17 protein-coding genes are annotated in these 22699 nt (G+C 59.9%); 11 read left to right on the top strand and 6 right to left on the bottom strand.

Going from position 1 to position 22699, the window contains the following annotated elements:
• Position 1: 1 nt before the first annotated feature.
• The 5 genes from glgA (at position 2) to Q0802_RS10190 (ending at position 8564) form a co-directional block, all read left to right on the top strand.
• Entirely contained in the window at positions 2 to 1456 is a 1455-nt protein-coding gene (gene glgA / locus Q0802_RS10170) for a glycogen synthase GlgA (protein ID WP_298917392.1), read from the top strand.
• Between the two features lie 5 nt (positions 1457 to 1461).
• Entirely contained in the window at positions 1462 to 3549 is a 2088-nt protein-coding gene (gene glgX, locus Q0802_RS10175) for a glycogen debranching protein GlgX (protein ID WP_298917395.1), read from the top strand.
• Positions 3549 to 5573: a 4-alpha-glucanotransferase gene (gene malQ / locus Q0802_RS10180; RefSeq protein ID WP_298917398.1), complete on the top strand. Its 2025-nt coding sequence runs from the start codon at positions 3549 to 3551 to the stop codon at positions 5571 to 5573. The genes glgX and malQ overlap by 1 nt, the downstream gene beginning before the upstream one ends.
• Positions 5570 to 7201 carry an alpha-D-glucose phosphate-specific phosphoglucomutase gene (locus Q0802_RS10185; protein WP_298917401.1) on the top strand — a complete coding sequence of 544 codons (1632 nt, stop codon included), beginning with the start codon at positions 5570 to 5572 and terminating at the stop codon, positions 7199 to 7201. Before malQ ends, Q0802_RS10185 begins: the two co-directional genes overlap by 4 nt.
• Before the next feature lie 124 nt (positions 7202 to 7325).
• The gene (locus Q0802_RS10190) at positions 7326 to 8564 is read left to right on the top strand and encodes a cytochrome c peroxidase (protein WP_366523315.1); all 1239 of its coding nucleotides are present in this window, start codon (positions 7326 to 7328) and stop codon (positions 8562 to 8564) included.
• Here the strand turns inward: Q0802_RS10190 and Q0802_RS10195 are convergent.
• Together Q0802_RS10195 and Q0802_RS10200 are read right to left on the bottom strand one after the other, a co-directional pair.
• Complete coding sequence (locus Q0802_RS10195) at positions 8561 to 10033, bottom strand: CRTAC1 family protein (RefSeq protein WP_298917408.1); 1473 nt, start codon at positions 10031 to 10033, stop codon at positions 8561 to 8563. The two genes, Q0802_RS10190 and Q0802_RS10195, sit on opposite strands and share 4 nt — an antisense overlap.
• Positions 10030 to 11289: an ROK family transcriptional regulator gene (locus Q0802_RS10200; protein ID WP_298917411.1), complete on the bottom strand. Its 1260-nt coding sequence runs from the start codon at positions 11287 to 11289 to the stop codon at positions 10030 to 10032. Before Q0802_RS10200 ends, Q0802_RS10195 begins: the two co-directional genes overlap by 4 nt.
• A gap of 232 nt (positions 11290 to 11521) precedes the next feature.
• Here Q0802_RS10200 and Q0802_RS10205 point away from each other — a divergent pair, with 232 nt between their 5' ends.
• The 6 genes from Q0802_RS10205 (at position 11522) to Q0802_RS10230 (ending at position 18437) form a co-directional block, all read left to right on the top strand.
• A complete protein-coding gene (locus Q0802_RS10205; protein ID WP_298917844.1) occupies positions 11522 to 12520 on the top strand; it encodes a substrate-binding domain-containing protein in 999 nt (332 codons plus the stop codon).
• 132 nt (positions 12521 to 12652) lie between these two features.
• The gene (locus tag Q0802_RS10210; RefSeq protein WP_298917414.1) at positions 12653 to 13975 is read left to right on the top strand and encodes a sugar ABC transporter permease; all 1323 of its coding nucleotides are present in this window, start codon (positions 12653 to 12655) and stop codon (positions 13973 to 13975) included.
• 11 nt (positions 13976 to 13986) lie between these two features.
• On the top strand, positions 13987 to 14751 hold the full coding sequence (locus Q0802_RS10215) for an ATP-binding cassette domain-containing protein (RefSeq protein ID WP_298917417.1): 765 nt from the start codon (positions 13987 to 13989) through the stop codon (positions 14749 to 14751).
• 3 nt (positions 14752 to 14754) lie between these two features.
• Positions 14755 to 16194, top strand: a complete 1440-nt coding sequence (gene xylB, locus Q0802_RS10220; protein ID WP_298917420.1) for a xylulokinase — start codon at positions 14755 to 14757, stop codon at positions 16192 to 16194.
• A complete protein-coding gene (gene xylA, locus Q0802_RS10225; RefSeq protein WP_298917423.1) occupies positions 16191 to 17495 on the top strand; it encodes a xylose isomerase in 1305 nt (434 codons plus the stop codon). The genes xylB and xylA overlap by 4 nt, the downstream gene beginning before the upstream one ends.
• Positions 17496 to 17507: 12 nt before the next feature.
• Positions 17508 to 18437 carry a glucokinase gene (locus Q0802_RS10230; protein WP_298917425.1) on the top strand — a complete coding sequence of 310 codons (930 nt, stop codon included), beginning with the start codon at positions 17508 to 17510 and terminating at the stop codon, positions 18435 to 18437.
• On the opposite strand, the gene Q0802_RS10235 is transcribed toward Q0802_RS10230, so the two are convergent.
• The 4 genes from Q0802_RS10235 to Q0802_RS10250 are packed head-to-tail and all read right to left on the bottom strand — an operon-like array spanning position 18434 to position 22693.
• The gene (locus Q0802_RS10235) at positions 18434 to 20332 is read right to left on the bottom strand and encodes a beta-galactosidase (RefSeq protein WP_298917428.1); all 1899 of its coding nucleotides are present in this window, start codon (positions 20330 to 20332) and stop codon (positions 18434 to 18436) included. The two genes, Q0802_RS10230 and Q0802_RS10235, sit on opposite strands and share 4 nt — an antisense overlap.
• Positions 20329 to 21189, bottom strand: coding sequence for an SMP-30/gluconolactonase/LRE family protein (locus Q0802_RS10240; RefSeq protein ID WP_298917431.1), 861 nt, complete (start codon positions 21187 to 21189; stop codon positions 20329 to 20331). The genes Q0802_RS10235 and Q0802_RS10240 overlap by 4 nt, the downstream gene beginning before the upstream one ends.
• Positions 21186 to 21791: a 2-dehydro-3-deoxy-6-phosphogalactonate aldolase gene (locus Q0802_RS10245; RefSeq protein WP_298917434.1), complete on the bottom strand. Its 606-nt coding sequence runs from the start codon at positions 21789 to 21791 to the stop codon at positions 21186 to 21188. The genes Q0802_RS10240 and Q0802_RS10245 overlap by 4 nt, the downstream gene beginning before the upstream one ends.
• Positions 21788 to 22693 carry a 2-dehydro-3-deoxygalactonokinase gene (locus Q0802_RS10250; RefSeq protein WP_298917437.1) on the bottom strand — a complete coding sequence of 302 codons (906 nt, stop codon included), beginning with the start codon at positions 22691 to 22693 and terminating at the stop codon, positions 21788 to 21790. The genes Q0802_RS10245 and Q0802_RS10250 overlap by 4 nt, the downstream gene beginning before the upstream one ends.
• Positions 22694 to 22699 lie beyond the last annotated feature (6 nt).

Consider the following 22699-nt stretch of genomic DNA (forward strand, 5'->3'; position numbering starts at 1 on the left):
CGTGAAAATACTCTTTGTGGCTTCTGAATGCGCCCCCTTCGTCAAGACGGGTGGGTTGGCGGATGTGATCGGTGCCGTGCCGAAATCACTGTCAGAACTGGGTGCGGATGCTCGGGTCATGCTGCCTGCCTATCCAGCGCTGAGCGCATTGGCGCGCAACGGCAAAGAGGTTTGGAACAGCGGTGATCTGCACGGGGGGCCCGCGCGTCTGGTGGCCGTCTCGTCAGAAGGTATCGACCTGTTTCTGCTGGATGCGCCGCACTTATTCGAGCGGTCGGGCAATATTTATCTGGGCGCAGATGGTCGGGACTGGCCGGACAATGCGCAGCGTTTCGGCGCACTTTCTTACGTGGCCGCAGAGGTTGCGACCCTGGGCGTGGATGGCTGGCGTCCGGACATCGTGCATGCGCATGACTGGCAGGCCGGGCTGGTGCCAGCCTATCTGCGGCAACGGCCCGAAAAGACACCGCCCTGCGTGCTGACCATTCACAACATCGCCTTTCAGGGGCTCTTTGATCCGTCTTTGATGACGACACTGGGGCTTTCCTCTGACCTCTACACCTCTGAAGGCATGGAATATTTCGGCCGGTTGGGATTTCTAAAAGCCGGGATCGCCTTTTGCGACAAGATCACCACCGTCAGTCCTACCTATGCACGTGAACTGATGTTGCCGGAATTCGGCATGGGGCTTGAAGGATTGTTGCGCGCACGCAGCGCCGACCTGTCCGGCATCCTCAACGGCATCGATCTGGACGTGTGGAACCCGGAAGACGACCCGCATCTTGTGTCGGCCTATTCTGTGCGTCGTCTGAAAGGCAAATCCGCCAACCGGGCGGAAGTTGTCCGACGGTTTGGCCTTGACGAAGACGCAGGTGGCCCGCTTTTCTGTGTGATCAGCCGTCTGACCACGCAAAAGGGGCTAGACCTGCTTCTCGAAGCGCTGCCAACGCTTGTGGCGCGCGGGGGAAAACTTGCCGTTCTGGGTAGTGGCGACAAAGATTTGGAAGCCGGTTTCGTCGCCGCCGCCCATACCCATGGCGGGTCTGTCGGCGTCATCATCGGGTATGATGAACCGCTGTCCCATCTCATGCAGGCGGGCAGTGACGCCATTCTGATCCCATCGAGGTTCGAGCCTTGTGGACTCACGCAGCTTTACGGGTTGCGCTACGGCACTCTGCCCGTCGTTGCCCGTACGGGCGGGCTGGCGGATACGGTGATCGATGCGAACGAAGCCGCTCTGACGGCCAATTGCGCCACAGGTGTACAGTTCGCGCCCGTGACCAAAGCAGCGCTGGACCAGGCAATCCTGCGCACCTGCGATCTCTATGATGACCCAAAAACCTGGGCCGGGATGATGCGCCGTGCCATGCGCCATCCGGTGGGCTGGGATGTCTCCGCACAAACCTACCACGACGTCTACAGCGACCTTCTGGACACGCACGCATTGCAGGGATGACAGGGATGGTGCCGCAGATCACTTCCGGCAGCCCGGTCAGGTTGGGTGCGCAGCTCACTGAAGGTGGCGCCAATTTCGCCGTTTTTTCTGCCAATGCGACCAGGATTGAGCTCTGTCTCTTTTCGCCAGATGGCGCGACAGAGACGGCGCGCCTGACCCTGCCCGAACGCACAGGTGACATCTGGCATGGGCATGTGCAGGGGCTTTCGGCTGGCACGCTTTATGGCTACCGCGCACATGGCACCTATGCGCCGGAGCAGGGGCACCGTTTCAATCCGCACAAGCTGCTTTTGGACCCCTACACGCGCGAGATGCGAGGCAACTGGATCAGCCATGCGGCAACACTCGGCTATGATGTGACATCCAGCGCTGCCGACCTGTCCTTCGACAGACGGGACTCGGCCAGATATGTCCCGAAATCCGTCGTTTCTGACCCGCAGGATTTCCAAAAGATCACCGAACAACTTGCGCTCAAGTGGGAAGATACGCTGATCTATGAGGCCCACGTCAAAGGGCTGACGCAACAGCATCCGGACGTGACGGCAGCGCTGCGCGGTACCTACGATGGGTTGGCCTCCGATGCGGTGATCGATCATTTGCACAGGCTGGGTATAACCGCCATCGAATTGCTGCCCGTACACGCCTTTATCAATGATGGGTTTTTACTTAAAAAAGGCCTCGTAAACTACTGGGGTTACAATACAACCGGGTTTTTCGCGCCTGAGCCGCGATACTTCGGCCCTGAGGGCCTGCTGGGCTTTCGCAAGATGGTTCAACGCTTCCACGACGCCGGGATCGAGGTCATTCTGGATGTGGTGTATAACCATACCGCCGAAGGCGACCATCGCGGGCCAACGCTGAGTTTTCGCGGCCTGGATAATGCCTCTTATTACCGGCTGCTGAGTGGGCAGGCTCGTTACTACGTCAACGATACCGGCACCGGCAATACTGTGAACCTCTCCAACCCTCACGTGCTGCGTCTGGTCATGGACTCGCTGCGTTTCTGGGTGGACTGCATGGGTATCGACGGGTTTCGCTTCGATCTGGCCACGACCTTGGGACGTGAAGATCACGGATTTGACCCGCATGGCGGCTTTTTCGACGCGTTGCGACAGGATCCTGTTCTGGCAGGTGTGAAACTGATTGCAGAGCCGTGGGATATCGGTCCTGGCGGTTACCGGCTGGGGCAGTTCACACCGGAATTTGGCGAATGGAATGACGCCTATCGCGACACGGTGCGGCGCTTCTGGAAGGGGGATGCCCATAGCGCGCAGGAATTGGGCGCGCGATTGCTGGGGTCTGCTGGCGAATTTGACCGCGGCGGGCGAAGGGCTTGGTCGTCGGTCAATTTTCTGGCGGCCCATGACGGGTTTACGCTGGCCGACATCACGCAATACACGCGGCGCCACAATGAGGCCAATCAGGAAAACAACCAGGACGGCCACAATGCCAATCACTCTGATAATTTCGGCGTAGAGGGCCCATCGTCTGATCCGGAAATCGAAGCTTCGCGCAAAAGACGGCGTCGCAATATGCTGGCAACGCTTTTCCTGTCGCAGGGCACGCCAATGCTGTTGGCTGGCGATGAAATGGGCAACTCGCAGAACGGCAACAATAACGCCTATTGTCAGGACAACGAAATTGCCTGGCTTGACTGGGCTGCCGCCGACCCGGAGATGACGGCATTCGTGACGAAACTTTCTGCATTTCGCAAAAAACATCCCGCCTTACGACAGTCGCGGTTCTTGCATAGCGGATTGCGCCCATCGGATGGGTTGCCGGATGTGGAATGGACGGGGTTCGACGGCCATCCGCTCAACTGGCGGGATCCGGGTTTGTCGAACCTGTGCATGATGTTGCGCTGCTCAGCCGAGGCAGCACTTCATGCTGACGCCGACGATCCGGTTTTTGTCATTTTCAATCGTGATGGAAAGCCTGCGGATGTCTGCATTCCATACCCGCCGACTGGACGGCATTGGGTCTTTGGTCTGGACACAAGCGGTAAAGCTGCCCCGGAACAGCCTGTCCGGTCTGGGACGGTTACGGTTGACGGTCCGGCCGTCGTCGCGCTGGTCCTGATGGGGCCGGGGTGATGGGAGCGGATCACGTCCTGTCCGAACTGGCGACCCTTGCGGGGATCTTTCCGCAGTTCAAATCCCTCGAAGGGGCGATTTGCCCGATCTCGCCCGATACGCAACGCGCGCTTTTGCGGGCGAATGGCCTGCTGGCTGAGACGCCTGCGCAGGCGGCAGACACATTGGCGGCGTTAAAGGCCGAAGCAGAGAAAGCCTTCATAACCGACGACGTGGTGGTTCCTTGTGGTAAACCGGTGAAAGTGCGCATCGCGCATGACGCCTCCTGGCAGCTCATCCGTGAAGATACCGGCGATGTGGAAGCGCATGGCGGTGCCACAAAGGTAATTGAACTGCCTGGTCTGCCCATCGGTGTGCACGATTTGCATCTTCGAAGCAGTGGGCGCGCGCAGCAGGTTGCCGTCATCGCAACGCCCGACCGCGCACCATCCGTGATCGACAGGGCGGGGGCGGAAAAGACTTGGGGCGTGGTGGCAGCCCTTTATGGCCTGTCGTCTGACCGCGACAACGGGCTTGGAGATTTTGAAGACCTGGCCTGTCTCGCGGAAGGGCTTGGAAAGAAAGGCGCGGATTTTCTGGGCATCAATCCGGTACATGCGCTGGGGTGGAGCGCCGACGAGACCATCAGCCCGTATTCCCCTTGCCACAGGGGATTTCTGAACACCGCCCACATTGCTCTGGATCACATCCCGAACCTGCGACCGGCCGGTGATAAAATAGGTTTCACGGGGGAGTTGATTGACTATGCCGCACACCGAGAGGCCCATCAAAAGGCGTTGCGCGCAGCATTCTCGGATTTTCAGATGCCCATGTCAGCGCCATCACAGCAGGCCTTCGACGCATTTTCCCAATCAGGCGGTGACGGCCTGGCGGAGTTTGCGGTATTCGAAGCGTTCAGCGAAAAATTCGGGTCGGATTGGCGGAAATGGCCCGCACATCTGCACAGCCGAAAGACTGCCGAAGCCGAAGCTGACCCACAGGCGGTCCGGTTTCACATGTGGCTGCAATGGCTGGCGGCATCACAATTGGACGCAGCACAGGTGCGGGCCAAAAACAGCGGTATGGCACTTGGTCTCTATCTCGATCTGGCGGTGGGCGCACGCAGAGACGGTGCGGAGGCATGGGCTGCTCCCAATACTCTGGCAGAGGGCGTTTCATTGGGAGCGCCGCCGGATCAACTGAGCCCGGCGGGGCAGAACTGGCAGTTGGCGGCTTACGCGCCCCGGAAGCTGCGACAAAACAGATATGCCCTCCTTCGCAACGTTTTAGCGCAGGCAATGCGCCATTGCGGGGTCTTGCGGATCGACCATGCGCTTGGATTGAACCGCAGCTACTGGATACCCGACGATGGCAGTCCGGGCGGATACATCCGTCAGCCTTTCAAAGCCCTCTCGGCGATCATTGCGATTGAAGCAGAGCGCGCGGGAACCGTGGTCATTGGCGAAGATCTTGGTCTTGTGCCGGATGGGTTTCGCGATGCGATGGCCGCGAAGGGCCTCTATGGCTACACGGTACTGCAATATGAAAAATCGGCCAAAGGCCGGTTTCGCAAACCCAAGGATTTGCGTGCACAGTCACTTGCCTGCTTTGGGACCCACGACACGCCGACGCTCAGTGGTTTCTGGCAAGGGCAGGACATCGCGTGGTGGCACAAGCTTGGGTGGATTGATGACGCGGAAAAATCGAAGTCCACTGACCGGCGTCAGCAGGAAAAATCCGATCTTCTGGGCCTGCCGCCGGCCAAGGCGTCCGTCTGTAATGTATCTGATTTCAGAACATGCGTTCACGAAAACCTTGCGCAGAGCCCGGCAGCGCTTGTGGCCGTTCAACTCGATGATCTTCTGGACGTCCCGGACGCGCAAAACCTGCCCGGCACCATTGATGAACATCCCAACTGGCGGCGCAGAACAACGGTATCCGTAGAGGACATCGCAAATCATCCAAATTTGACACAGACAGCAGAATTGATGACCAAGGCCGGGCGGGGCACACTGTGCGGCGAGAGTCGAAAGGAGTTCGAATGAGCATTCAGACCATTTCCAAGGGGCCTTTTGAGGGTCAGAAACCTGGCACCTCCGGCCTGCGCAAGAAAACCCGGGTATTCATGGAAGCCGGCTATCTGGAATGTTTCGTTCAGGCGACTTTCAACGCCATCGGCGGGGCCAAGGGCAAAACCTTTGTGATGGGGGGGGACGGTCGGTATTTCAATCGCGAAGCAATTCAGACAATGCTTCGAATGGCCGCTGCAAATGGCGCAAAAAAAGTGATCGTGGGCCAGAACGGTCTGGTGTCGACACCCGCCGTTTCCAATCTGATCCGTCAACGGGATACAGATGGGGGCTTCGTGCTTTCCGCGAGCCATAACCCAGGGGGGATCGATGCCGATTTTGGCATCAAATACAATGTCTGCAATGGCGGGCCTGCGCCGGAGCACATCACGCAATCGATGTTCGAGCAGACCCGGTCGATCAGTGAATACCACACTTTGGACACGCCCGATGTTGATCTTGCGACGCTTGCTATGTTGACCTTGGGAGACATGCAGATCGAGGTCGTTGACCCGGTTCAGGACTACCGCGACCTGATGGCCGGGTTGTTCGACTTCGCCAAGATCAAAGCGCTTTTCGAAGGTGGGTTCCGGATGCGCTTTGACGCCATGCACGCGGTGACCGGTCCCTATGCCAAGGCCATTCTTGAGGGAGATTTGGGTGCCGCGGCGGGGACCGTGATCAATGCCCACCCCAGTGAGGATTTTGGCGGTGGTCATCCCGATCCAAATCCGGTCTGGGCGAAGGTTCTGATGGATGAAATGATGTCAGATAAGGCGCCTGATTTCGGGGCCGCGTCTGATGGCGATGGTGATCGGAATATGATCGTCGGGCGCGGTGCTTATGTGACACCCTCTGACAGCCTCGCGGTTCTGGCGGCCAACGCCCATTTGGCGCCCGGCTACAAGGACGGCCTGGCGGGGGTTGCCCGGTCGATGCCGACCAGCGGTGCCAGCGACAAGGTGGCAGAGCGCTTGGGCATCGCTAGCTATGAAACCCCCACCGGGTGGAAGTTCTTCGGCAACCTTCTCGATGCGGGCAAGGTCACGCTTTGCGGTGAGGAAAGTGCCGGGACAGGCTCCGATCATGTGCGCGAAAAAGACGGGCTTTGGGCGGTTCTGCTGTGGTTGAATATCCTGGCCGAGCGCAAGCAATCCGTGGCCGAGATCATGAGCGATCACTGGGCAACCTATGGGCGGAACTACTATTCGCGGCACGATTACGAGGCGGTTCCGACAGAGGCTGCCAATGCCTTGATGAACTGCGTGAGGGATAAATTGAGCGATTTTGCCGGGCGCGAAGTCGCGGGCACCAAGATCGTGATGGCGGATGAATTTTCCTACCACGATCCAGTCGATGGCTCGGTCAGCCATAATCAGGGGCTGCGCATCGTTTTCGACGGAGGAGGCCGTGCGGTTCTGCGCTTGTCGGGCACCGGAACGGAAGGCGCTACCCTTCGCATCTACCTGGAGCAATATGCGTCCAGCACGGAGCCCCATGATTTGACCCCGGAGGCTGCGCTCGACAAAATTCGCAAAGCCGTGATTGAAATTACCGACATGCAAACACTGATTGGGCGCACCGAACCGGATGTCAAAACCTGACCGTTGAAAGGGCTTTGATCGCGTGCTGAAAGAGGGTTTGGAGGGTATGAACGTGATGCGGAGGCTTGGGGTATTCGGGGCGATAACCTTTGCGTCTGTTGCCCTCGCTGATGGGATCGAACCCGTGTCTGATGCGGATTATGCGCCTTTGGACATGGCGCAACTGCGGTTGGGGCAGATGCTGTTTTACGATCCGATCCTGTCGGGGAACCGCAATATTTCCTGTGCCACCTGTCATCATCCCAAGTTTGCCACTGCCGATGGTGTCGCGCTGTCCTTGGGGGAAGGGGCGATTGGTCTTGGGCCAGACCGGCATGTGACCGGCGAAAATACACCTGAACAACGCATTCCGCGCAATGCACCCGCGCTTTTCAACTTAGGAGCACATGAGTTCACCCGTCTGTTTCACGATGGCCGGATCGAAGTAGATCCTGCCAAAACAGGTGGGTTGCGCACGCCGATGGGGGCAGAAATGACCCAGGGGTTCGCCAATCTGCTGTCGGCTCAAACCATGTTCCCGGTGCTCAGTGCCGATGAAATGGCCGGGCATTATAGCGAGAACGAGGTAAGCCAGGCCGTGCGGCAGGGACGTATCACCGGACCTGATGGCGCCTGGGCGAAGCTCAGTGCCCGCGTTGCCGAAACTGCCGGGTACGCGCCCCTGATCGCAGAGGCCTTTCCGCAAGGCAACACGCTGAGCTTCACAGACATCTCGGATGCGATTGCGACCTTCGTCGCCTTTGAATGGCGATCAGATTCCAGCCCCTATGATGCGTATTTGCGTGGCACCGCCACCTTACCGGAGACCGCTCTTGAAGGCATGGGCCTTTTCAACGGCTCCGCGGGATGCAGCGAATGCCATGCAGGTAAGTTTCAAACAGATCACGGTTATCATGCGATGGGTGTGCCGCAATTTGGTCCCGGAAAAGCGGCACGTTTCGAAGATCATGCGCGGGACGTGGGTCGTATGCGGGTGACGGGTCGTACTGAGGATGCCTATGCGTTCCGGACACCATCCTTGCGCAACGTGGCCGAGACTGGTCCTTACGGGCACACCGGCAGCCATGCCGATCTGGCGGCCTTCATCGCAGATCATGCACGCCCGCGTGAGGCGTTTGACGCCTTTGATCGTCGTTCGGTGTTTCTTCCGCCGCTTGAGGGTACGGACGATTGGCGCCATCTGGATGACCCGGCTGAGCAGGCATCTCTCAGGGCATCGATATCTGGTCCCGATGTGACTTTGGATGCAACCGAGATCGCCGCTATTATGGCGTTTCTCGAAACGCTCAGCGATCCCGTTGCCTTGAAAGGGCGGCTTGGGGTGCCGGATAGCGTTCCCAGCGGATTGCCGGTGGATCGCTAAGGTTTCAGCTGGATGCGCCTGTTGGCTGGCTGCCCAGGGTGACGTGTCACTTGACCGTTCGGCCATGTAATCCGTATATCGGCGACCGTCGCAGAGCCGAGGCCAAAGTGCATGGGCCCCGCTTGTCCGCCTGCATGCCCGCCGCCCACGGTGATTTCCTGGGTCTGGGTTGTGCCGTTTGCGGTGACTTCGACAAGGGCACCCACCGCACGTGTGTTGACGCCCGGCATCCTGAGCTCAACCGACAGGTAGTTGCCGACGTTTTCCGTGACATTTCGGTAAAGTTCAACGGGTGCGCGGCGGTTCATCACCACAAGATCGAGCCGCCCGTCCAGATCCAGATCTGCAAGGGCGGCCCCCCGGGAGCGGTCCACGGTCGCCACGCCGCCGGCAATCGAGCCTTCTGTAAAAGTACCGTCGGCTTGCTGGATCAGTAGGGAATTCGGGTCCTCCATGGCAAGTCCCGGCATCTGATCGACGTTGCCTTTTGCGATAAAGAGGTCGGGTCGTCCATCGTTGTTGACGTCTGCAAATTCGGCGTGCCATCCGGTCGAGGGGCGGCCATCGTCACCCAGATGCGGCCGTTGGGCATAGGTTCCCAATCCGAAAGGTGCCCGCGTATAATGGCCGTCTTCGCCTGCGATCTGCATGAGTTGATCCCCCATGGAGGTCAGCATGACCTCCGCCCGTCCATCTCCGGTGATGTCCCGGCTGGCAATTCCCATGCCCCAGAGCCTGATGGTTTCCCAACCGTCGTCCGGGCCCAGAAAACGATTGCGCCCGATGTCATACATCTGTTCGGAACCCGCTCGAACGTAATAGTGGCGGTCATTGGAAATGCGCAGACGTTTCTGGCCGCTTGCGTCCCGGGCAAAGAGCATCGATAGCGCACAATATCCCGGTGTCAGGGTCGTTTTGACGAATTCCGTTCCGCGCCACCTGTGCAGGCTGTTGTCGTCACAGGCCTCAAATGGACCGTCGGGGTCGGCACGATCGACGTAATTCCCGATGGCCAATACCGGTCCTGTGTCTTCCCATGTGGCCGAAAACGCCGTTGACCATGCGTCACCGCCGTCGAACCCCCAAAGAATGTTGGCATTGTCGAAACCACATGACCCATTGCCCAAAAGCAATTGGTTTTCACCAACGCGCAGCACCATCAAATCAAGGTGGCCGTCGTCATTGATATCCAGAGGGTATGCACCTGTTGCGCCGGTGATCTTTGGAAAAGGGGCGGCGCTGAAGGCCATATCCCCACGGTTGACCATCAAGCTCGCGGGTGATGTGCCACCTGCCGCCAGCAGATCGGGCAGAGTGTCGCCATTGCAATCGAAAACGGCGACGCCGCCGCCCACGAAATGCTCCCAGCCCCCGGTGTAACTATGCGGTGGCAGATTGCCGGAGAGGTCTTCGAAAACCACCTCTGCGCTGGCGGTTTGAGCCATCAGACAAAAAAGGAATGCCCTCATCCTCTGCGCTCCGCCATGGCGTCTGCGATCTCTGACAGGGCAAGGGCGGCCGCACCATGTGCCCACATCAAATCCCCCCAGGCATGGGTTTCCACCTTCTGGGGGGCGGCATCGCGGTTCAGCGAGAGGGCATGCATTTCGCGCAGCACATCGTCCGCATAGAGATAGTCGTATTGCATGCGCTCGCCCGAAAGGATGATAAGCGGAGGATCAAAGAGGTTGACCACATTGGCCAGCCCAAGGGCCAAAAATCGGCCCGCGCGTCGAAAGATGACACGGGCCGCCTCGTTTCCCGCTTTGGCCTGTTCATAAAGCTGTTGCAGCATCACCTCTGGCGTGGCGGTATCAAAGTGACTTGAATCCAGCGCTGTCGAGGCCTCTCTGACCAGGGCATAGTCGGCGATATAGGCCTCAAGGCACCCGCGCTGCCCGCATTGGCACAACGCGCCATCCATCTGTACTTTGGTATGGCCCAACTCCATCCCCAGTGATCCGGCGCCACGGTAAAGCCGGTGGTTGATGACCAGCCCCATGCCGACACCCTGTTCGATGGTAACTACCGCGAAATCGGCCATGGCGCGCCCCTTGCCAAACCAAAGTTCCGCCAGCGTGACAAGGTTGGCATCATTGTCGACGGCCACAGGCACACCAAAGGCATCCTCGGCAAAACGCCTGAGCGGCAGGTCAACCTCTGTCAGGATCGGAGACCACACCATATGACCGGCGGCATGATCGATCATGCCGGGCATGCCAAGCCCGATACAGGCAATGTCCGATCGCTCAAGGTTTGCCTGCTTCAACAAGGCGTCGAGAACCTGACCGGTTTCCAGAAGCATCTGCGACACGGACCGTCTGCGCGGGGTGCAGGTCAGGCTGGCTTGGGCAAGCGGCTGACCGGCTGCATCAACCAGAAGTGCCGTATGGTTCGCGCGTGACAGTTTGATCCCGACGACATATCCTGCATCGGGCTGGACGGAAAGGGCGACGGGCGGGCGTCCGCGCGAGGTCGTGCGGGTTGTATCGCTTTGCTCCTGAAGCATGCCAAGGTCCAGAAGCTCTCCGACCAGCGCGGTGATCGACGCAGGGCTGACGCTCAACCGTTTTGCCAGATCAATCCGTGATATCCGCCCTGCAGAACGCACCGTTTCGAAGACGCGTGACCTCAGGCTACTGCCGGTGTTTTCCGTCTCGGGGCGAATCGGTCCACAGCCTGTTGGGTTCTCAGGCAGGGGGGATTGGGATATTTCCACATTCATTTATTCAGGTCTCAAAATATTAATAGGGTGTTTTTTGATGATATTGACAGAAATTCATCAAAAAACACCCATCAGGTCGATATTTTTGCGTCTCATCCATAAATTTATTTTGACAGCTGAATTAAAACAGTCAATCCTTTTAAACATGCCAATCTGGAATCGGCATCAACAGTCAACAGAACTGTCCCATTGGGAGGATACAATGAAGAAGATCACTTTTTTGGGCGTCGCTATGTCGGCGGCCCTTTCGACAGCTGCATATGCCGACGGTCATGCCCTGAAGGTGGGGGTCAGCTGGTCCAACTTTCAGGAAGAACGCTGGAAAACAGATGAAGCGGCGATCAAAGCTGCCCTGAGTGCTGCGGGCGCGACCTATATGTCCGCAGATGCGCAGGCTTCAGCAGCCAAGCAGCTTACAGATGTGGAAGCGTTGATCGCACAGGGTGCTGACGCGCTGATTATTCTGTCAGTGGACAAGGATGCCGTCGGTCCCGCGGTCGATAAAGCGGATGCCGAAGGTATTCCGGTTGTCGGCTATGACCGTCTGATCGAAGACCCACGCGCGTTCTACCTGACATTCGACAACAAGGGTGTTGGCCGGATCATCGCCGAGACCGTCGTTGCAAAACAGCCCAGCGGAAACTTTGCGATCATCAAGGGTGACAAAGGCGATCCCAATGCTGGCTTCCTGCTCGAAGGGATGATGGAAGTGATCGGCGACAAGGTCGAATCCGGTGAAATCAAGATCGTCGGCGAGGCCTTCACAGACGGCTGGAAGCCTGACAATGCTCAGAAGAACATGGAACAGATTCTGACCGCGAACGACAACCAGGTTGATGCGGTTCTGTCCCAGAACGACGGCATGGCAGGTGGCGCGATTGCAGCTCTCACAGCCCAGGGTCTCAGCATTCCGGTTGGCGGCCAGGACGGTGACCACGCCGCGCTGAACCGCGTAGCCCGTGGCGAGCAAACTGTATCGGTCTGGAAGAACTCCCGTGCCTTGGGGGCGGCGGCTGCGAACATCGCGCTTGAGCTTGCCGATGGAACGGCGCTGGCGGACGTGAAGGATGCTGTCAAATGGTCTGGCGGTGAAAAAGGCGTAGAGATGAATGCCATCTTCCTGTCGCCGACACCGATCACCAAAGACAACCTGAGCAAGGCCATTGATGCAGGCCACATTGATCAGGAAAAAGCCTGTGCGGGCGCCATCGACGGCGTTGCCGGCTGCTGATCTGCATTGAACTGACCGGGCGCGTTTGACTGCGCGCCCGGCACCAGAATTTCTGTAACAGCATGACATCCGATCACTGCGCCGACGCCGGCGCGGCAGGGATACGTGCATTCCGCGAGGGGGCTCAGCCACATGACTGATCAAACAACCCAACCACCTGCTTCATCGCCCGCAAGGGAAAGCGCCGTTGCCCGGTTCTTTCGTGAGACGGAACTGGACACGCGCCTTCTGGGCATGTTGGGAGCGCTGGCCCTGATCTGGATCGGCTTCCACCTTTACGGTCAGATGTTTCGCGGCGGCGGTTTCTTTCTGACACCCCGCAACCTGTGGAACCTCTCGGTGCAGACAGCCTCCATCGGGATCATGGCAACGGGCATGGTGCTGGTGATCATCACGCGCCACATTGATCTCTCGGTTGGCTCCGTCCTTGGCTTTTGCGCAATCATCATGGGCGTTGTGCAGGTCAATATCCTGCCGCAATATCTGGGCCTCGGGCATCCGCTGATCTGGGTCATCGCCATTTTGGTCGGTATTACTTGCGGTACTTTTATCGGTGCGTTTCACGGTGCGCTGATCGCTTATGGAAAAATTCCAGCCTTCATCGTGACCCTTGGCGGCTTGCTGGTCTGGCGTGGGGCGGCATTCCTGGTGGCGCGTGGTGAGACCATCTCGCCTGTCGATCCGACATTTGCCTTGCTGGGCGGTGGGCCCTACGGCGCAATCGGCGCAACCGGAAGCTGGGTGGTTGGATTGCTGGGCTGCGCGGCCGTCCTGGCGCTGGTCATTCTGGGCCGTCGCAAACGCCGCGTCTTTCACATCGCGCAACGTCCGGTCTGGGCCGAGAGCTTCATTGCCATTGTGGGCTGTGGCGCGGTGATTGCGGCGGTGCTGCTGGTCAATGCCTACCCCTGGCCGCGCGGTATCGTGCGCCGTTACGCTGAGGCCGAAGGGATCGAAATTCCTGACGGCGGCCTTTTCATCTCGCACGGCTTTGCCATACCGGTTCTGATCCTCGTGGCGGTAGCGATCTTCATGACGATCCTGATGTCACGCTCCCGCTTTGGCCGCTACGTCTATGCCATCGGCGGCAACCCCGAAGCAGCGGAACTGGCCGGTATCAACACACGCTGGATGACCGTCAAGATCTTTGCCCTGATGGGCGGTCTGGCGGGGCTCTCCGCAGTTGTGGCCTCTGCGCGTCTGGGCTCGGCCACCAACGCGCTTGGCACATTGGACGAACTCTATGTCATCGCGGCAGCCGTGATCGGCGGCACATCTCTCGCAGGAGGGGTCGGCACGATTTATGGTGCCATCCTGGGCGCGCTGGTGATGCAATCGCTACAAACCGGCATGGTGCTGATCGGCTTTGACGCCGCAATGCAGCAGATCGTCGTGGGATCGGTCCTTGTTCTGGCCGTCTACCTCGACATTCTTTATCGCCGTAAATCAAAGTAAGGGGACAGATCATGACACAACAACGTACAGACACCCCGCTTGTCCAGCTCAAGGATATCTCTATTTCATTCGGGGGTATCCGCGCCGTGGACCACGTGAGCCTCGATCTCTATCCCGGCGAAGTTGTGGGCCTTCTGGGGCACAATGGGGCGGGCAAATCGACGCTGATCAAGATTCTCGCCGGGGCTTATCAAAAGGACGGTGGCGAGATCTGGATCAACGGCGAAAAGGCCGAGATCAACAGCCCGCGCGACGCCCGTGACTATAACATCGAGACGATCTACCAGACACTGGCGCTGGCGGATAATCTTGATGCCGCATCCAACCTCTTTCTGGGACGCGAACTGACCACGGGCGCGGGTTTCGTCGATGACGCCAAGATGGAGAGCGAGACCGCCAAGATCATGGCGCGGCTCAATCCCAACTTCAAAAAGCTCAAGGAGCCGGTCAGCGCCTTGTCGGGCGGTCAGCGTCAGTCTGTCGCGATTGCCCGCGCGGTCTATTTCAACGCCAAGATCCTGATTATGGACGAACCCACCGCCGCGTTGGGCGTGCATGAAACCCAGATGGTTGCGGAGCTGATTCAGGAGTTGAAAAAGCAGGGGTTGGGGATTTTCCTGATCTCTCACGATACCCGCGAAATGCTCGAACTCTGTGACCGTGTTTCGGTGATGAAAAACGGTCAGATGATCGGGACCGAGCGTGTGGAGGATGTGACCGAAGATGACATCCTGAGCATGATCATCATGGGCAAGAAGCCGGATCAGGCGGCGTAACCCATGTATCTTGGGCTGGATCTGGGCACATCAAGTCTGAAGGGCGTTCTGATTGATGACGATCAGCGCTTTTTGGCGGAGGCCAGCGCGCCGCTGACGGTGGCGCGTTTGCACAGCGGCTGGTCAGAGCAGAACCCGGCGGACTGGCTGGCGGCCACGGAAACGGTCATGACGGCCCTTGCCGCGCAGCAGAATTTGGGCGCTGTGCGGGGCATTGGGCTGAGTGGTCACATGCATGGCGCAACCCCGCTGGACTCGTCCGATGATGTGTTGCGTCCTTGCATGCTGTGGAATGACACGCGAAGCCATGTGGAGGCCGCAGGTTTCGATGGTGATCCGCAGTGGCGGGCGATCACCGGGAACATCGTTTTCCCCGGCTTCACCGCTCCTAAAGTCGAATGGGTACGCACCCATGAACCTGAGGTGTTCGAAAAGATACGCAAGGTGTTGCTGCCAAAGGATTACCTGCGGCTCTGGCTGACCGGGGAGGCCGTGTCAGAGATGTCCGACGCGGCAGGCACCAGTTGGCTGGATACCGGCAATCGGGACTGGTCGGATGCGCTGCTGTCGGCCTCCGGGCTCAAACGCGATCACATGCCTAGGCTTGTCGAAGGCTCCGCCGTATCGGGCCAGTTGCGCGACACGCTTGCAGACCGGTGGGGCGTGCCGCGCGGCGTAGTGGTTGCGGGTGGCGCCGGTGACAATGCCGCCGCCGCCGTTGGCATGGGCGTCGTCAATCCCGGGCAGGCGTTTTTGTCGCTGGGGACATCGGGCGTGCTTTTTGCCGCCAGTGCCGCCTATCAGCCGGATGCGCCTACGGCGGTGCATACCTTTTGCCACGCCTTGCCCGACACATGGCATCAGATGGGCGTGATCCTGGCCTGTACGGATGCGCTGAACTGGTACGCGGGGCTCGTCGGGGCGGATGCCAGCAGCCTGACCGGCGATCTGGGTGCCTTGCAGCCACCGTCTGAGACCCTGTTTCTGCCCTATCTTGGCGGCGAACGCACGCCCCACAATGATGCGTCTGCGCGCGGTGCCTTTCTGGGGCTGGGGCATGCGACAGACCGCGCGGCGGGTGCGCGCGCTGTGCTGGAGGGGGTCAGCTTTGCCTTCCGGGACAGTTTTGATGCGCTCCGCAGGTCCGGCACGCAGATTGATCACATCGTGGCGGTGGGCGGTGGCAGCCGTTCTGAGTATTGGCTCAATATTCTTGCCACGGTTCTGGATATGCCAATCGACGTGCCGCAATCGGGTGATTTCGGCGGAGCCTTCGGGGCGGCACGCCTGGGCCAGATGGCCGCCCTTGGCGCGGGTGTCGAGCTTGCCAACCCCCCCGCGACAGACCGGACAATCACGCCACAAACCGCATTCAAAGACGCATTTGCCGCGCGCCACGCGCAGTACCGTGCCGCATATTCCGCCCTTAAGGAGGCTCTATGACCGACTTCTTCGCAGGCATCGCGCCTGTCACATTCAACCCCGACGCCCCGGCGGACGAACTGGCCTACCGCCACTACAACGCCGATGAAATAATCGCCGGAAAACGCATGGAGGATCATTTGCGCTTTGCGGTGGCCTGGTGGCACAGTTTCGCCTGGCCGGGGGGGGATCCTTTTGGCGGGCAGACCTTTGAGCGCCCGTGGTTCGGCGAGACGATGGAGCTTGCCCGTCTGAAAGCGGATGTGGCATTCGAGATGTTCGCCATTCTGGGGCAGCCGTATTATTGCTGGCATGACGCGGATATCCGGCCAGAAGGTGCAACTTTCGCAGAAAGCAAACGCAATTTCGAAGAGATCATCGACTATCTGGGCACCAAAATGGAAGCGCAGGGCACGAAATTGCTGTGGGGCACCGCGAACCTCTTTTCGCATCGACGCTTCATGTCGGGGGCGGCGACGAACCCGGACCCGGATGTATTCGCCTGGTCTGCCGCAACGGTCAGGAACTGCCTCGACGCCACGCATAAGCTGGGGGGCGAAAATTACGTGCTGTGGGGGGGGCGCGAAGGCTACGAGACGCTGCTGAACACGGACCTTGCGCAAGAGCGTGCACAGGCCGGGCGGTTCCTTCAGATGGTGGTCGAGTATAAACACAAGATCGGCTTCAAAGGGGCCATTCTGATCGAACCCAAACCGCAGGAACCAACCAAACACCAATACGACTACGACGTGGCCACAGTGTACAGTTTTCTCAAGGAGTTCGGCCTTGAGACGGAAGTTCAGATGAATATCGAGCAGGGTCACGCGATACTGGCCGGTCACAGTTTTGAGCACGAACTGGCGATGGCCTCGGCCCTGGGGATTTTTGGCTCCATCGACATGAACCGCAACGACTATCAATCCGGCTGGGACACGGATCAGTTTCCGAATAACGTGCCTGAGGCGGCGCTGGCCTATTATGAAGTGCTCAAGGCGGGCGGGTTCACCACCGGAGGCACCAATTTCGATGCCAAACTGCGGCGACAAAGCCTTGATCCCAAGGACCTGATTGCCGCTCATGTGGGCGCGATGGATATCTGCGCGCGCGGTCTCAAGGCGGCGGCTGCGATGCTGGAGGATGGCGGACTGGAAGCCGCCCGCAAGGCACGCTACGTTGGCTGGCAGCGGCCGGAGGCGCAGGGCTGGTTGCGGTCCGCGACGCTGGAAGAGGTAGCCGCCCCCGTGGAAGCAGGCCGGATCGATCCACAACCACGGTCGGGCGGGCAGGAAATACTGGAAAATTACGTCAACCGATTTGTCTAGGGGCGGAAACTGATGGCACTCATTCTGGCAGATGTCGGCGGCACCAACGTCAGGTTCGCCTGCGCACGGGACGGCGTGATCGACACCTCGCTGACGCGACGATACCAGAATGACGACTACGATTGCTTTGACGCGGCCTTGCGCGCGTATCTCAGTCATGCCGGGGTGCGCAGGCTGGAGGCTCTGACTGTTGCCGTCGCGGGGCCGGTTACCGGCAATATCGCCCGGCTGACCAATCGCGGCTGGGATTTCGATACCGAAAAGATGCGTGTCGCCTTTGGGGCAGGGCGTGTTGATCTATTGAATGATCTCAGCGCGCTGGGATACGCCTTGGACAGTCTGGACGATCAGGGGACCGAAACCGTTCTGGAAGGCGAGGTATCGCAGAATGATCAGCGTCTGGTGATTGGGGCCGGGACAGGGTTTAACGTCAGCCCGGTTTTGCGCATCGGTGATCGAACGGTCTGCCTGCGGGCGGAGGCCGGGTTGGGCAGTTTGCCCTCGCGCGTGGCCACGCTGCTGGAAGCCTATATCGGCCAGTCGCCTGCCTGGGTGCGATGTGCCGAAGATGCGGTGCGTGGTCCGGGCCTGTCGGAATTGCATGCAGCCGCAACCGGGGCGGATAAGCTCGACGCGCGGGATGTCATTGCTGCCGCCAATGCGGGGGAGGCGGCGGCGGTCGCTTCCGTGGAAACCTATGCTCGCATGCTGGGCGCGTTCATCCACGATCTGCGGCTGCTCTACATGCCGTCGGGCGGAATTTTTCTGGCCGGATCGGTGGTGCGCGGTCTTCTGAGCAGCCCGGCGCGGGACGTCTTTGTCGGAACATTGCGCGAGCCGCCCACGGTCAAACAATCCATGCCGCCGCTGCCGGTTTCGGTCATCACCCAGGATGAAGCTGCATTGCTGGGCTGTCTGGCCTATTCAAAGGCCGTCGCCTAAATTGCCCACCACTCCACACCCGCAGGTGGCAGCATCCGGTCCTGGAATGTGACCGCTTCGGCGCTGTAGTTGAAGGCAAAGCGATGGGTGGCCGTGTCGCGCAGGCGCAGCCCTTCGGGAAGATCATGAACTGGCAAGCCCGCCATGTCGGCGAGATGCCGGATGATGCGACCCCACAGGGTTTCATCCGGCCAGGCCCCAAGGTAATTCATCGTGCCGTTGCTTGTGACAATCTTCTGACCGCAGGTCGTCTCAAAAATCGTCTCGGATGTGCCTTCCAGCGTCTCGACCCAATGGTGGATGGCACCTCCGCCCACAGCGTCGCGATGCGCGGCAGGGGGCAGGCTTTCAACACGCGTCGCGGTCACATCGATACCCGGCAGGTCTGGTCCCATGGGGGTCGGTATGGACAACTCTTGCGTCACCGCATTGCTGCGCGGGCCGACCAGCGCCACCGTCTCCTGAAGCACTGCAATCAGGGCCGGGGGCATCTGCGCCAACCCTGGGGCCAGCACCAGTTTGTAGCCTGAAAGATCCGTTGTTGTTGACGGCACGATGTCGATTGAGAGGCCGCATTTGCGCAAGGCCCGGTAGGTATCGAGCATCAGGCGAAAATAGCTAAAACCCGCGCCCTGCGGCAACGTGGCCCAGGCCCATTCGGAAGGGTAGTCAAAAATCAGGGCAACGGGTGCTTGAGTTTGCGCCACCTCCGGCAGTTCCGCAATCTCGCGCCCAACCTGCGCGGCCTCGTCCAGTCCGGGGGCTGCGGCGTCATCGGGGCGCAAGAGGCCTGCGTGCATCTGCTCTTGCGCAAAGGGGGCTTGTCGCCAGCGGAAATAGCTGACCACTTCGGCCCCATGGGCAAAGGCCTCCCAACTCCAGAGCCGGACCATACCGGGCAGGGGCGCGGGATTATGCGGCGCCCAGTTCACCGGACCAGGCTGTTGTTCCATCACCCACCAGCGGCCCTCTTTGCCCACGGCTCGGTAAAGGTCATGGTGAAAGGCCTGCATGTCAGGATCACCCTGTTGCAGATAGCGCTGTTTGTGATCGTCACTGGCCTCCAACCGGTCCGACAGAAAGCCGATGGGATAGCTGTCCCAACTGGCGATATCCAGCGAGGCTCCGACCTCAAAGTGATCGAAATCCAGCACCCGGCCCATGTAGTTGTGAACAAGCGGTGCGTCGCTGCGCGCCCGCAGGGCTGCTACCTGCACCGCGTTGTAGCGGGCGACCTGATCGGAACTGAACCGCCGAAATGCCAGCTCATGTGCCGGTGCGGCTTGAGTCACGGTCAGGTGAGGCAGATCGATCTCGTCGAAACTGCGGTATTCCATCGACCAGAAAACAGTGCCCCAGGCCGTATTCAGCGCGTCGATGTCGCGGTATTGCGTGGCCAGCCAGCCCCGAAACGCGTCGCGCGCGGCATCCGAATAAGACAGGACCGTGTCATGGCAGCCATATTCATTGTCGATCTGCCAGGCATGGATGCGCGGGTCGCGCCCGTAGCGATCCCCCAGGATTTCGGCAATTTTACCGCTGGCCGCGCGGTAGCCGGCGTGGCTGAAACAGTAATGTCGTCGCGATCCGAATTTGCGCGGATGTCCGAGCGCATCGACGGCCAGCATGTCGGGATAACGGTGCAGCATCCAGCGGGGCGGGGTGCAGGTGGGTGTGCCCAGAATGATCTTTAGCCCGGCAGCGCTCAGGGTGTCGATGGCGCGGTCCAGCCATTCGAAGGTGAAATTGCCGGGCGTGGGTTCCATCCGGCTCCAGGCAAATTCACCGATCCGCACCCAGGTGATGCCTGCCGCGACCATGCGCGCCGCATCGCGCGGCCACGTCTCTTCGGGCCAATGTTCCGGATAGTAGCAGACGCCGAGCGCGCGTTTCACAGGATCACCCTTGGTTCCGGGACACCCTGCGCGATTTTTTCAACGATAAATGTCCGGCCGTCTTTTGCCTGCTCGGTCAACTGTGCATCCGGGATGCCCTGCCGGGCGCTCGTAATCAAAAGATCACCCAAATCCTTACCGCCGAAAGCCGGGCAGGTTGTATGCGCGGCGGGTACATCAATGGCCTGAGTGAACTGGCCGCTGGGCGCATAGGCGGCGACGCGACCCGCACCCCATTGCGCGATCCAAAGCGTGCCGCTTTTGTCCACAACCGCGCCGTCGGGGTTCAGCCCGCCTGCGGTCAGATCAAGGAATACCTCCGGCGCGGCGTCGGGCCAGCCGGAGCGATCAAGGGCGACGCGCATCACCTTGCCCGTGGCGGTGTCAGAAAAATAAGCGGTGCTGCGGTTTGGCGCAAAGCAGATGGTATTCGAGATTGTAATTTCGCCAAAAAGTTTGCGCAGCTGGCCCTGATACAACCGGTAAATAGCGCCCGCGCCCTTTTCGGCATTGTAGCCCATAGTGCCGATCCAGAAGCCGCCCCAAGGGTCCGCGCGCCCGTCATTTGACCGCGTCACCGCATTGTCACGCTCCAGCGGGCTGATGATGCTGCGGCTGCCGTCGCGCAGATCAAAGCGCCAAAGCCCGGTCGCAGAGGCGATCAGCAGCGTGGCCTCATCAATCCATCCCGCGGCCGAGACCTCTTCGTCAAAATCCCAGTCTTTTGAATCGCTTGCATCTCTGGTCAGCAGCTTGCGACCGAGAATGTCGAACCAGAAAAGCTGTTGCCGCTCCGGGTGCCAAAGCGGCCCTTCGCCCAGTTGGCACTTGCGGGCATCGTAAACCTGCGTCGTCACGCCGCCGCCGATTTGTAGGCCGCAACGATCTCGTTTGCGCGGGCTGCGACATCGCTGGCGGACATGCCGGGTTTGTAGATGGCCGACCCGATGCCGAATCCGTCCGCACTGGCCGCGATCCACGCGCCGAAATTTCCCGGCCCGGCACCGCCAACGGCAAAGACCTGCGTTCCCTTGGGCAGAATAGGGCGCATGGCCGCAAGCCCTGCGACACCGGCCATGGCTCCGGGGAAGAGCTTTAGCCCGTCCGCCCCGGCCTGCAGGGCCGCGAAGGCTTCCGAGGGGGTGAAAATCCCCGGCCAGCTTTGCATTCCTGCAGCTTTCGTTGCGGCAATCACATCCCTATCGCAGTTGGGAGAGACGATCAGTTTGCCGCCCGCTTTTGACACGGCAACGACTTCGGAGACCGTCAGGACAGTCCCGGCACCGATGAGTACCTGATCGCCAAAGTCACGCGCAAGGGCCGCGATGCTGTCGAGCGGGTCCGGCGAATTCAACGGTACCTCGATCTGGGTGATCCCGGCAGCGATGAGCGTTTCTGTGATGGCGGGGGCCTCGGTCGGGGTGATGCCACGCAGAATGGCAATGATGGGAAGTGTCATGAGGGAGCCTTTGAGTGTCGGTGGGCGGCAGTCAGACCTGCCAGAGTCGCGCGTTCGGTATCGACAAGCATCGCCGAAATACCTTGTGGACGCAGGGCCGCGCAGTATGCATTGGCCTGCGTGCCGGTGCCAAGGATCGCCACGTTCTGACCCAGCCAATAAGGCTTGGAGGCCGCAAGCTCCGAGCCGATGAGCAGACCTGAAAGGGCGGCGCGGGTAATTGGTGCCTGCGTGCCATGCAACAGGTGGCCCGCGCGCAGGCTGAAGAGACGGGCGGCAAGCCGTTCCGGTTTTGACATGGCATCACCAACCGCAGCCTCAAAAGCGCTATCGTCCCATCCTTCCGCCTCAAGAGAATGCCGCAGCACCGAGTTGCCGCTCAGCAATGCAAAGAGCTCACCCGACATAAAGGTTTGAAAACTAACAACTTCACCTGCGCTTAGATGTACCCATTTCGTGTGGGTGCCGGGCATGCACAACACGCCGTCCCAACGGGGGTTCAGTTGCAAAAAGCCTGCCACCTGGGTTTCCTCACCACGCATGACATCTGCCGGTGCGGCTTGGGATAGCCCGGACACGACCCGCACATCCAGCCCCTTTGATGTGGGCGCAGGTGTCAACTCCTCGGCCAAAGGAGTGCAAGGCACCGACCGGTAGGGCGCTTCGACCCAGCCTTGTCGCGAGCCCACCATACCGCAGGCGATCACGGGCAGCTGTCGCCGCGCAACCCAGTCGCCAATCAGCGCCAGAAGGGCCGGTTCAAACTGATCTGCGGCCAGCTTTCCCATGCCATCCTCGGACTGCGCCCGCGCCAGAACGGTTGCCCCCTGCATGGCAAAGGCGCGCAGATTGGTTGTTCCCCAATCCACGGCAATCCAGTCTGGTGCGATCTGAGTGTTCATGCTGCC

This window comes from uncultured Roseobacter sp. (genome assembly GCF_947495275.1).
In the GTDB taxonomy this organism is placed as follows: domain Bacteria; phylum Pseudomonadota; class Alphaproteobacteria; order Rhodobacterales; family Rhodobacteraceae; genus Roseobacter.

Coding starts and splice junctions, on each gene's coding strand:
- glgX (WP_298917395.1), top strand. CDS start 1,462: ATGGTGCCGCAGATCACTTCCGGCAGCCCGGTCAGGTTGGGTGCGCAG.
- malQ (WP_298917398.1), top strand. CDS start 3,549: ATGGGAGCGGATCACGTCCTGTCCGAACTGGCGACCCTTGCGGGGATC.
- Q0802_RS10185 (WP_298917401.1), top strand. CDS start 5,570: ATGAGCATTCAGACCATTTCCAAGGGGCCTTTTGAGGGTCAGAAACCT.
- Q0802_RS10195 (WP_298917408.1), bottom strand. CDS start 10,033: ATGAGGGCATTCCTTTTTTGTCTGATGGCTCAAACCGCCAGCGCAGAG.
- Q0802_RS10200 (WP_298917411.1), bottom strand. CDS start 11,289: ATGAATGTGGAAATATCCCAATCCCCCCTGCCTGAGAACCCAACAGGC.
- Q0802_RS10205 (WP_298917844.1), top strand. CDS start 11,522: ATGTCGGCGGCCCTTTCGACAGCTGCATATGCCGACGGTCATGCCCTG.
- Q0802_RS10210 (WP_298917414.1), top strand. CDS start 12,653: ATGACTGATCAAACAACCCAACCACCTGCTTCATCGCCCGCAAGGGAA.
- Q0802_RS10215 (WP_298917417.1), top strand. CDS start 13,987: ATGACACAACAACGTACAGACACCCCGCTTGTCCAGCTCAAGGATATC.
- xylB (WP_298917420.1), top strand. CDS start 14,755: ATGTATCTTGGGCTGGATCTGGGCACATCAAGTCTGAAGGGCGTTCTG.
- xylA (WP_298917423.1), top strand. CDS start 16,191: ATGACCGACTTCTTCGCAGGCATCGCGCCTGTCACATTCAACCCCGAC.
- Q0802_RS10230 (WP_298917425.1), top strand. CDS start 17,508: ATGGCACTCATTCTGGCAGATGTCGGCGGCACCAACGTCAGGTTCGCC.
- Q0802_RS10245 (WP_298917434.1), bottom strand. CDS start 21,791: ATGACACTTCCCATCATTGCCATTCTGCGTGGCATCACCCCGACCGAG.
- Q0802_RS10250 (WP_298917437.1), bottom strand. CDS start 22,693: ATGAACACTCAGATCGCACCAGACTGGATTGCCGTGGATTGGGGAACA.